Consider the following 10,233-nt stretch of genomic DNA (forward strand, 5'->3'; position numbering starts at 1 on the left):
GGGAAGATGGTGGGGGACTGTCCGGGTGTCGCGGGCGGAAGGGGCACCTGGCCGGCCAGCATCCGGAAGTATTCCTTCAGGCGGTCCAGCTCCGGGCCCGCGCGCTGGACGGTGTCGAAGTAGCCGCCCTGCAGGGCCAGTTCGACGATCTTCTGGCGCACCTGCGCGGTGATTTCCTGGGGCGATGCGTCGGACATGGCCTCTCCTTGGGCAGAAGCCATAGCGCGCAATCGCGCGCACCGTCCAGGTCACGGAGGACGCGTCAGCGCGTCAGGTGTTTGAGGGTGAGGTAGACGAACTCCGCGCCGGGCTGGAGCGAGGCCACGGGCACGCGCTCGTTGGGGGCGTGCGCGGTGCGCGCGTCGTCCGGGGTGAGGGCGAAGAGGTCGATGCCGTAGGCGTGGATGCCGGCCCTGCGCAGCGTGGCGGACTCCGTGGTGCCGGTGGACTGGCGCGGGATGACAGGGGCATGGGGCCACACCTTCGCGGCGGCGGCCTTCACCGCGCGGAACATCGCGTTGTCCCCCACGGGCGACATGGGCGAGTCCGGCGCGGACACGTCCATCTCCACCTGGATGTCCTGGTCATTCACGGCGGCGACGATGCGCTCGCGCACGGCCTTCGCGTCCGCGTCCGGCAACAGGCGGCAGTTGACGGTGGCCTCGGCGGTGGCGGGGATGACGTTGGAGCGCGTGCCCGCGTGGAAGACGGTGGGCACGCAGGTGGTGCGCAGCACGGCGCCCAGCGCGGGCTCCAGCCTGGCCACGGTGGACACCGCGTCCTCGGGCGGCGCGTCCGGCGCGGCGGCGATGCGGCGCAGCGCGTCCCCCAGCTCCCCCGGCGTAAGGGGCGCGCGGCCCTGGATGTGGAGCCGCGCGGCGGGCGTCAGGTGGGCGGGGAAGGTGAGGGCGCCCACGCGGGCCACCGCCGCGGCCACGCGCACCAGCGGCCCTGCGTCCACGGGGGGCGCGGAGGAATGGCCTCCGGGGCCGGTGGCCTTGAGCGTCACGTTGCGCGAGACGCGCTCGGCGGCCTGGAGCGCGACGAAGCGCACCTGCTTGCGGTCGGCGGACAGCTCCGTGAGGCCGCCCTCGTTGAGCGCGAACTCCGCCTCCTTGAACTCCGGGCGGTGCTCCATCATCCAGTCCAGGCCCTGGCCCGAGCCCACCTCTTCATCCGCGCCCAGGTACAGGAGGATGTCGCGCGAGCGCGTGCCGCCGTCCTGCTTCAACCGGCGCAGCGCGAGGATGCTCGCCGCCGCCATGCCCTTGTTGTCCTGCACGCCTCGGCCGTAGAGCAGGCCGTCCTTCTCGGTGAGCTTCCACGGGTCGGTGGCCCACTCGGAGCGCACGGCGGGCACGGTGTCCAGGTGCGCAAGCACGAGGATGGGCTTCCCCTTCCCGGTACCCTTCAGGCGCACCAGGAGATTTCCGCGTCCGGGCGAGGGCTCGATGAGCTCCGAGTCGATGCCCGCCTCGCTCAACCAGCGCGCCGCCACCCGGGCCGCCGCCGTCTCGTTGCCGGGCGGGTTGGAGGTGTCCGCGGCGATGAGCTCCGCGAGCAGGGTCCGCAGCTCGTCCTTCGGCGCGAGACGGGGCGGTGCGGCATGGCTCGCGCCGGACGCGAGGAGGAAGGACAGGAGCAGGAAACGCATGGCGCGGGAGGCTCGCGCCTTCCCCCTTGGAAGGCAACGGATGCGGCGTTTGCCGGGAGTGCCGTGTTAAGGGAAGGGCCCTGGAGGAAGCCCTGCCCATGTCGTCGCCCCTGAGCTTTCGCACCGTGGAACTGCCGCTGCGCCACGCCTGGACCATCTCCCGGGGGACGAGCACGGTGAAGCGCAACGTGTTCGTGGAGGTGCGCTCGCAAGGACACGTGGGCTACGGCGAGGCCGCGCCCAACGTGCGCTACGGCGAGTCGTGGGAGTCGGTGGAGGCGGCGCTCCGGAAGCTGGCCCCGGTGCTGGAGGGACGGGACCTGCGCTGCTTCCGAGACGTGTCGGAGGCGCTGGACGCGGCGCTGCCGGACAACCCCGCGGCGAAGGCGGCGGTGGACCTGGCGCTGCATGACCTGGCGGGCAAGATGATGGGCGTGCCGCTGTACCGGATGCTGGGCGTGGATCCGAAGCGTCAGCCGGTGACGTCCATGTCCATTGGCATCGACGTGCCGGAGGTGCTGGCGGTGAAGGTTCGCGAGGCGGCGGACTTCCCGGTGCTCAAGGTGAAGCTGAGCGCGGAGCGCATGCGGGAGGTGTTCGGCACGGTGCGCGCGTTGACGACGCAGACGCTGCGCGTGGATGCGAACGAGGCGTGGAAGCCGGACGAGGCGCTGGAGCACATCCAGTGGCTGGCCACGCAGGGCGTGGAGTTGGTGGAGCAGCCGCTGCCCGCGGCGGACGTGGAGGGCGCGAAGTGGTTGAAGGCGCGCTCGCCGCTGCCGCTGGTGGCGGACGAGTCGCTGACGAAGGCGTCGGACGTGCCGTCGCTGGCGGCGGGCTTCCACGGCATCAACGTGAAGTTGCAGAAGAGCGGCGGCATCCGTGAGGCGCTGCGCATCATCGAGACGGCGCGCGCGTGTGGCCTGAAGGTGATGCTGGGCTGCATGGTGGAGACGGGGCTGGGCATCGCGGCGGGTGCGCACCTGGCGCCGCTGGTGGACTGGGTGGACCTGGACGGCAACCTGCTGCTCGCGGAGGACCCGTACCGGGCGCATCCGGTGGTGGGTGGGCGCATCCAGTTGGGGGATGGACCGGGCCTGGGCGTGGAGCCTCGGGCGGCCCTGTGACGCCGCCGCTCATCCAGGACCCGATGGCGGTGCTCGCGGTGCTGCTCGCGGTGCTGGCGGGGTTGTATGTGTTGCAGCGCCACCCCACGGTGGAGCGGTTCTTCAACGTCGTGCCGCTGCTGGTGTTCGCGTACTTCGTGCCCACGCTGCTGTCGAACACGGGCGTCATCCCCACGCAGTCGGAGCTGTACCGCTTCACGCGCGTGTACCTGCTGCCAGCGAGTCTGGTGTTGCTGGTGCTGTCGGTGGACCTGCCGGCCATCGCGCGGCTGGGGAAGAACGCAGTGGGCGTGTTCCTGGCGGGCACGCTGGGCATCATGGTGGGCGGGCCCATCGCGTACCTCGCGCTGGGGTGGTTGGTGCCGGCGGAGCTGGGAGACCAGGCGTGGAAGGGGCTCGCGGCGCTGAGCGGCTCCTGGATTGGTGGCAGCGCGAACTTCGTGGCCATTGGCCAGAGCGTGGGCGCGCTGGACAGCACGTTGAGCATGCTGGTGGTGGTGGACGTGGGCGTGTCCAACGTGTGGACGGCGGTGCTGCTGTCCTTCGCCGGGCGCGAGAAGGCGATGGATGCGCGCATCGGCGCGGACCGGGCGGCGTTGGACCGGGTTCGGGAGGAGTCGGCCCGGCTGCAAGCCGCGTCCGCTCGGCCCGCGACCTTGTCGGATCTGCTGTCGATGCTGGCGGTGGCGTTCGGGGTGACGGTTGCCTGCACGGCGCTGGCGAAGGTGCTGCCGGACCTGGGCAACGTGGTGACGGGCTTCACGTGGGTGGTGTTGCTGGTGACGACGGTGGGCGTGGTGCTGTCGTTCACGCCGGTGCGAAGGCTGGAGGGCGCGGGGGCAAGCCGCATGGGGTCGCTGTTCCTGTACCTGTTGGTGGCGACGATTGGCGCGCAGGCGGAGTTCCGCAGGTTGTGGGACGCGCCCGCGCTGGTGGCGGTGGGCGCGGTGTGGATGGCCATCCACGCGGCGGTGACGATGGGCGCGCGGCGGTGGCTCAAGGCGCCGGTGTTCTTCGCGGCGGTGGGTTCGCAGGCGAACGTGGGAGGCACGGCCTCCGCGTCCGTGGTGGCGGCGGCCTTCCATCCCGCGCTGGCGCCGGTGGGCGTGCTGCTCGCGGTGCTGGGGTATGTGCTGGGGACGTACTGTGGATTGGTGACGGCGCTGTTGCTGGAGCAGGTGTACCGGTTGATCCACTGAGCAGGACCCGGTGCCGTGGCCGCGTTGCCTCTGGAGAATGTGTGCCGGCGGGTCTACTGGAAGGGAGTCGCGGATGCGGAGGGTGCTGCTAGGGACGTGGCTGCTGGCGATGAGCGCTTCGGCGGCGCCTCCGGATGCGGGCGTGCCCCGGGAGTCGTTGCAGGCCGTGGTGGATTCACTGGCGCGCGAGTCCGCGCGGCTGTCGCCCGGGACGGACCTGGCGCTCGCGGTGATGGACCTGCGCACGGGTGAATCCGCGAGCTTCTCCGGAACGACGCCGCACATCTCCGCCAGCTCCGCGAAGGTGTTCTGGGTGGCGGCGGCGCTGAAGCAGCGAGACCTGAAGCAGGTGGCGCCGCTCGCGGAGAAGGTGTTCCGCACCTCCGACAACGAGGCGTCCGGGGAGGTCATCGACCTCGTCGGCGGGCCGGACGCCATCAATGTCTATCTCCAGGGCCTGGGGATGAAGAACACCGCGCTGACGAAGTGGAACTACGGCGGCCAGCGCCAGGCGACGAACTCCCCGAAGGTGATGCAGAACGACAACTACTTCTGCGCGGACGACGCGGTGTCCTTCCTCGCGCGCTTGGACAAGAAGGCGTTGTTGAAGCCGGGCCCCACCGCGCGGCTGCTCAAGTGGATGGAATTGACGCCTCGGGAGGGGTGCGGCGGCTGGCTGGGCACGCGGCTGCCCGAGCGTGTTCGCGCGTCGCTTCAGCACAAGGGTGGGTGGCTGCCGCCGGGGTGCTGTTCGGATGACGCGCGCTACAACGTGCTCAATGAAATCGGGTTGGTGACGCTGCCGGGCGGTGGACGGTACGCGGTGGCGATTCTCGCCTCGCGCGGGCCGGACTGGCCGAAGCAGGCCTTCGTCGTGGAGCGAGCCTCGTGTGTGTTGTACCGGCATCTGGCGAAGGACACCGCGCTGGATTGTGGTGAGGCGTTGGCCAGGACAGGGGGCCCGGCGCCGGTCGTGCTGGACGCGGGGGCACCCGTGCCGGACTACGACTGCTGATAATGGATGCCCCGGGCGTGCGCTACTCGACGTCCCCTGGGGAGGATGGCGACTGGGAGGCCATGACCGTTAATGCTGTCCCGCGCGCATCCTGTCCGCGCGCGAGGTGACCGCATGATGGACCCCTTGGCCTGGCACAGGTTCGCGGAGCGGCTCGGTACGCGGTACCCCTTCATCCAGGCGCCCATGGCGGGAGGGCTGTCGCCCCCGGACCTGGCGGTCGCGGTGGCCGAGGCGGGCGGGCTGGGGTCCCTGGGGACGGCGGACGCGCCGCCTGAAGCCATCCGCCAGCAGGCGAAGGCGGTGCGTGCCCGGACGTCTCGCCCGTATGGCATCAACCTGTTCGCGCCCCGCGCTCCGGTGGCGGATGGCGACCCCGGACCCGTGCTGGGGTTGCTGGCGCGCTTCCACGCGGAGCTGGGACTGCCCGCGCCCGAGGTGGCGGAGGCCCCGCTGCCGGACTTCCTGAAGCAGGTGGAGGTGGTGCTCGACGTGGCGCCCACCGTGTTCAGCTTCACGTTCGGCATTCCGGATGCGTCGGTGCTGGAGGCGATGCGGGCGCGCGGCATCCTCATCGTGGGCACGGCGACGAACGTGCGGGAGGCGTTGGCGCTGGAGGCCGCGGGCGTGGATGCGATTGTCGCGCAGGGCTCCGAGGCCGGTGGACACCGGGGCTCCTTCGGAGGGTCCTTCGAGGCGGGACTGGTGGGGACGCTGGCGCTGGTGCCGCAGGTGGTGGACGCGGTGAGGCTGCCGGTCATCGCCAGCGGCGGCATCATGGATGGGCGCGGCATCGCGGCTGCGCGGATGCTGGGAGCGGCGGGTGTGCAGTTGGGCACGGCGTTCCTGCGCTCCCAGGAGAGCGGCACGGTGCAGGCGCACCGCGAGGTGTTGCGCGAGGCCAAGGATGAATCGTCGCGCATCACCCGTGCGCTCACCGGGAGGCCGGCGCGGGCGATTCCGAATGAACTCACCACCACGTTGGAGGAGGCCGGGGCGTATCTGCCGTATCCCCAGCTTCACGGCGCCACGCGAGCGTTGAGGGCCGCGGCCGCGCAGCGCGGGGACACGCGTTTCATGACGCTGTGGGCGGGGCAGGGCGTTGGGCTGTCGCGGGAGGGGCCAGCGGCGGAGCTGGTGCGGGCCCTGATGGCGGAAACCGAGGCCGCGCTGGCGGCCGTTCGCGACTGAGCTGGGACGCTATGACGTGGAGGGCGGGCCCACGCCCCGTCCCGCGAGGCGTTGGCGCAGCGCCACGAAGTACATGGAGCAGAAGGTCGCCACGAGCACGGCGAACTCGTCCCAGTAGTCCAGCGGGTCTTCGTTCTCGTCGAGCAGCGACAGGCTGAGCAGACACAGCACGACGTGGACGGCGAACACGGGCAACGAGGCTTGTCCCAGCGCTTCCAGCACGCGGGGGCGCAGCCAGCGGAACACGCGGGGCGCGAGCCAGCTTGCAAGCAGGGCCACGGCGAGGAAGTTCACGAGGCGCAGCGGTGCGAGCGACCACTTGTCGAACAGGACCGAAGCGGCGCCCAGTTCGACATTGAAGATGCCGACCTGGTGGCGCACGAGCAGGAACCCGACGCTGACGACGAGCGCTCCGGTGAGGAGCCTTCGGGAAACGGGCTCGCGGTGTTCCGGCGCGGTGGCGCGGCTGACGCCCAGCCACACGCCGAGCACCCAGAGGAACTGCCACGCGAACAGGTCGAACGCACCCGACAGGTCGATGCTCAAGGGCGGCCACGGCAGCACGGGGATGGCGACGAGCAAATCGTACAGGGCGCGCTTGAGGCCCACCTGGGCCCAGACCCAGATGAGGGCGCTCAATCCCAGCACGCGGGACCAGCCTTCCTTGCGCGCGCCGAGCATCACCGCGGGCGTGAGCAGGAGGAGCACGACATAGAGCGGAAGGATGTCGAGCAGCGGGGGACAGTAGAGGAGGAAGAGGCTGCTCCACAGAGCGGTGAACGGATCCTGGTGGAAGAACCCGAGCAGGTTGTGGATGGCGGGCCTGCGAGCCGCGACGCCGAGCGCGGCGATGATGGTGAACGCGAAGCAGAGCAGGGCGACGTGGTAGCCGTACACCTTGAGGGCGCGGCTCCAGAGGCTCTTCACCATGGCGATGGGGCTGGACGTGCCCAGCTTCTTCGCGTGCACCACGCCGACGAGGAACGCGGAGAGGAAGACGAAGCCCTCGGCGGCGGAGACGAAGCCGAACGGCTGGTTGCTGAGGACGTTCAACCGGGTGGGCAGGTGCGTCAGCGTCATCAGGACGAGGAGCACTCCGCGCAGGCTGTCGAATTCAGGGCGTCGTTGCATGGCGTCGTCGTGAGCGGTCGAGAGGTCGCTAGGATTCGGAAGGCCGTGCCTCGTGGAGGAGTCCTTCACCCATGCCACATCCCCGCGTGCCGGGTAAACCTCTGTACCCTCACGGATCCGTTGTCACGGTACGTCTGACGCAGGTTGCCCTTGTCCTGCTGACGCTGCTCGGTGGGGTGGGATGCTCGACGTCACGGAGCGTGAGGCTGGAGACGGGGCAGGGGGCGCCCATCATCCATGCACCCGACATGGAGGTCCGGCCCGGGGAACTGGATGAAGAGGCGTTCGCGGCGGCGGTGAGAGCGCTGGCGCGCGACGTGCCTGTTTCCGCGCCACCGAGGGAGACAGCCTATCGGCTGCTGGCGGCATCCCTTCCATCGCGTGCGTACTCCCATGTTCGAGGGCGCCTGGGTCTTGTCTCCGTGAAGGAGCCGGAGAGGCGGCAGCTCCGGCTTCATGCGGAGCCAGCGGAAGGACTCGCGGCGGCCTACGGACGGTGGTGTCAGCGCAAGGCCCTGTCCGGAGACTGCCTCCACCTCTTGCAGGACGGACCTACGTTGGACGAGGTCGGCCGACGCACGCTGGCCTTCTCCATCGCGCTGGATTCGGTGTGGGACGAAACGGACGAAGCGCTGCGGGGCATGGTCAGTCGGGAGGCGGTGATTGCCACCCTCACGACGACGGCGACCCTGTACCTGGGGCTGTGGCTGATTCCGGAGCCGGCGGTGTCCAAGGGCGTCGCGGCGACACTGACGGCGGTGCTCATCGCGTACGCGGGCATCGACACCGTGGTGAGCCTCATCCGGGGATGGCTGGTGCTCGCTGATGCGGCGCGGGAGGCCACGACCTTCGAAGAGCTTCGGGAGGCAGGGGAACGGTACGGCGAGGTGATGGGGGTGAACGCCGCACGGGCCTTCGTGATGCTGGCCACGGCGGCGCTGGGCAGCACGGCGGAGACGATGGCCGCGAGGATTCCCACGCTGCCCGGCTCGGCGCAGGCGTCAGTGGTGGGCGCGGCGCAGGGCGGCTTCCGGTTGGGGGCGGTCGCGCAGGTGGAGTCCGTCGCAGTGTCGACGTCGGGTGTCATCTCCATCGCGCTGGCGCCGGGCGCGGTGGCGATGACGGTCCGTGGGCCCGTGGTGGATGCGGCAGGACAGAAGCACCACATCGCGTCCGACAAGTTCAGCACCTCCACCGCGAACGGCGGGCCGTGGACTCAGCGCTATCAGAAGATCTTCAAGCGAGCAGACATGGCACTGAGTGATCCCGCGAACCAGGTCCATGTCCCTGGCCACAAGGGTCCCCATCCTCGCGCGTACCATGAACGGGTTCATGGCGCCCTTGAACAGGCGACGTCGAACTGCCAAACCCTCTTGCAATGCCGGGAGTCGCTGACGCGGATGTTGCGAATCCTGGCGGATGAAATCGTCAGGGAAGGAAGCTTCCTCAACAAGCTGGTGACCCGCACGGAGTGAGTCCAGGAGTTCGGCCCATGTCGCAGCGGTACTTCGACCTCTCTGATGATGTGTACCTGGAAGGGCGCTGGGAGCTGGGGCACCCGCAGGATGCCCAGGGAACAGAACTCATGGACCCCTGGCAGTTCCGGATGGGCAAGCCGGCCTACTGGCCCGGGCGCGTGCGCATCCCCGTTGAGATCCCCGGCACCGCGCTGGACTATTCCCACGCGCCTTTCAGCAATCCCGTCATCCACGCTCGGGTGGCCGCTGTCTTCGAGCGACTGGCCCCAGCGGATGTGCAGTTCTTCCCCGTGGACATCGAGGGCCAGACCGATGAATTCCTCATCATGAATGCCGTCCGTCGAGTGAACTGCATCGACGACGACGCTTCGGAGCAGGTGTGTTACTGGAAGCCCGAGAACGGGCTCCCGGAGAAGGTCGGCACCTACTCCATCGTTTGGGGCATGCGCCTGGACGCCTCCCGGATCGGAAGTCCCAAGGTGTTCCGCCCCCTGCATTGGGAGGTGTCCCTCATCATCTCCGAGGACATCAAGCTCGCCCTGGAGCACCTGGGCGCCACGGGCGTGTGGTTCAAGGACGTGTCGCCGCTACGCTGATCCGCCGCCACGGCGCCTGTCCGCTCGGCCGCCCCCTTCACGGGGTGCTGGTTGCAATCAGGGCCGGCACGGCTACATTCAGGGTTCCACTTCGCGTTCGCAGCCACGGGTCCCTGTCCAGATGACGGTTTCGCTCACAGCCTGCCAGAAGCATGCTCCGCGCCGGATCTCCGTGCGCCGGACGCTGCCCGCGCATGGCCGAGCCACCGCCTGGCTTGTCTCCCACGCCTCCCGTCCCGTGTAGCTCGCGACGGTCGGCGTCCTCTCCACTCCTTCACCCGACGGCTCCTCCATGCGCTCCCTTTTTCCGGGAATGCGTGGGGCCGTCATTCCTTCTCACCGCCAGGAGGCACCACCATGGTCCACAACCATCCCCTCATCGTCACCGACACCGACCTCCAGCGCCTGGAGCGCGTCGTCGAACAGTACGGCAACGCGCGCAACGCGGAGCTCGTGGAGCAACTGGAGTCCGAGCTCGCCCGCGCCGTCGTCACCTCCTCCACCGCCATCCCCGCGGACGTCGTCACCATGAACAGCACCGTCGTCTTCGAGGACGAAGAGGGCGGCGGCAAGCGCGAGGTCACCCTCGTCTATCCCAAGGACGCCAACAGCGACGCGGGCCGCATCTCCATCCTCGCCCCCGTGGGCAGTGCGCTCATCGGTCTGTCCGTGGGCCAGACCGTGGAATGGCCCCTCCCCAATGGCCGCACCCGCCGCCTGCGCATCGTCGCCGTCCCCTACCAGCCCGAAGCCGCCGGTCACTTCGACCTGTGACGCACCCCGCCGGAACACGGCGCGCTCCTGACGCGTCAGCCGCCGTGTTCCGTGCGTCAGCCGCCTGC

The 10,233-nt window shown here is 69.7% G+C and carries 9 protein-coding genes and 1 pseudogene; 7 read left to right on the forward strand and 3 right to left on the reverse strand.

What is annotated here, in order from left to right; translation table 11 throughout:
• Together D7V88_RS33830 and D7V88_RS33835 are read right to left on the reverse strand one after the other, a co-directional pair.
• A pseudogene (locus D7V88_RS33830) lies at positions 1-197 on the reverse strand (aspartyl/asparaginyl beta-hydroxylase domain-containing protein); the annotation flags it as partial.
• Between the two features lie 65 nt (positions 198-262).
• Positions 263-1,654 carry a M20/M25/M40 family metallo-hydrolase gene (locus D7V88_RS33835; protein ID WP_120544747.1) on the reverse strand — a complete coding sequence of 464 codons (1,392 nt, stop codon included), beginning with the start codon at positions 1,652-1,654 and terminating at the stop codon, positions 263-265.
• Between the two features lie 98 nt (positions 1,655-1,752).
• Between D7V88_RS33835 and D7V88_RS33840 the strand changes: the two genes are divergently transcribed.
• The 4 genes from D7V88_RS33840 (at position 1,753) to D7V88_RS33855 (ending at position 6,186) form a co-directional block, all read left to right on the forward strand.
• A complete protein-coding gene (locus D7V88_RS33840; RefSeq protein WP_120544748.1) occupies positions 1,753-2,781 on the forward strand; it encodes a dipeptide epimerase in 1,029 nt (342 codons plus the stop codon).
• The gene (locus D7V88_RS33845) at positions 2,778-3,980 is read left to right on the forward strand and encodes a DUF819 family protein (RefSeq protein ID WP_244238533.1); all 1,203 of its coding nucleotides are present in this window, start codon (positions 2,778-2,780) and stop codon (positions 3,978-3,980) included. Before D7V88_RS33840 ends, D7V88_RS33845 begins: the two co-directional genes overlap by 4 nt.
• Positions 3,981-4,053: 73 nt before the next feature.
• Entirely contained in the window at positions 4,054-4,995 is a 942-nt protein-coding gene (locus D7V88_RS33850) for a serine hydrolase (RefSeq protein ID WP_120544749.1), read from the forward strand.
• 114 nt (positions 4,996-5,109) lie between these two features.
• Positions 5,110-6,186 carry an NAD(P)H-dependent flavin oxidoreductase gene (locus D7V88_RS33855; protein WP_120544750.1) on the forward strand — a complete coding sequence of 359 codons (1,077 nt, stop codon included), beginning with the start codon at positions 5,110-5,112 and terminating at the stop codon, positions 6,184-6,186.
• A gap of 9 nt (positions 6,187-6,195) precedes the next feature.
• Here D7V88_RS33855 and D7V88_RS33860 read toward each other — a convergent pair whose 3' ends face one another.
• Positions 6,196-7,317 carry an OpgC family protein gene (locus D7V88_RS33860; RefSeq protein WP_120544751.1) on the reverse strand — a complete coding sequence of 374 codons (1,122 nt, stop codon included), beginning with the start codon at positions 7,315-7,317 and terminating at the stop codon, positions 6,196-6,198.
• 134 nt (positions 7,318-7,451) lie between these two features.
• Here D7V88_RS33860 and D7V88_RS33865 point away from each other — a divergent pair, with 134 nt between their 5' ends.
• The 3 genes from D7V88_RS33865 to rnk all read left to right on the forward strand — a co-directional run bounded on the left by D7V88_RS33865 (position 7,452) and on the right by rnk (position 10,165).
• Positions 7,452-8,792 carry an AHH domain-containing protein gene (locus D7V88_RS33865; RefSeq protein ID WP_443651628.1) on the forward strand — a complete coding sequence of 447 codons (1,341 nt, stop codon included), beginning with the start codon at positions 7,452-7,454 and terminating at the stop codon, positions 8,790-8,792.
• Positions 8,793-8,809: 17 nt separating this feature from the next.
• Entirely contained in the window at positions 8,810-9,391 is a 582-nt protein-coding gene (locus D7V88_RS33870) for an imm11 family protein (RefSeq protein ID WP_120544753.1), read from the forward strand.
• Positions 9,392-9,748: 357 nt separating this feature from the next.
• Positions 9,749-10,165, forward strand: a complete 417-nt coding sequence (gene rnk, locus D7V88_RS33875) for a nucleoside diphosphate kinase regulator (protein ID WP_120544754.1) — start codon at positions 9,749-9,751, stop codon at positions 10,163-10,165.
• Positions 10,166-10,233: the final 68 nt, after the last annotated feature.

It is taken from the genome of Corallococcus terminator, assembly GCF_003611635.1.
GTDB classification, from domain to species: Bacteria; Myxococcota; Myxococcia; order Myxococcales; family Myxococcaceae; genus Corallococcus; species Corallococcus terminator.

Bases quoted from the DNA above. Each gene is read 5' to 3' on its own strand.
- D7V88_RS33835 (WP_120544747.1), bottom strand. From the start codon at position 1,654: ATGCGTTTCCTGCTCCTGTCCTTCCTCCTCGCGTCCGGCGCGAGCCAT.
- D7V88_RS33840 (WP_120544748.1), top strand. From the start codon at position 1,753: ATGTCGTCGCCCCTGAGCTTTCGCACCGTGGAACTGCCGCTGCGCCAC.
- D7V88_RS33850 (WP_120544749.1), top strand. From the start codon at position 4,054: ATGCGGAGGGTGCTGCTAGGGACGTGGCTGCTGGCGATGAGCGCTTCG.
- D7V88_RS33855 (WP_120544750.1), top strand. From the start codon at position 5,110: ATGATGGACCCCTTGGCCTGGCACAGGTTCGCGGAGCGGCTCGGTACG.
- D7V88_RS33860 (WP_120544751.1), bottom strand. From the start codon at position 7,317: ATGCAACGACGCCCTGAATTCGACAGCCTGCGCGGAGTGCTCCTCGTC.
- D7V88_RS33870 (WP_120544753.1), top strand. From the start codon at position 8,810: ATGTCGCAGCGGTACTTCGACCTCTCTGATGATGTGTACCTGGAAGGG.
- rnk (WP_120544754.1), top strand. From the start codon at position 9,749: ATGGTCCACAACCATCCCCTCATCGTCACCGACACCGACCTCCAGCGC.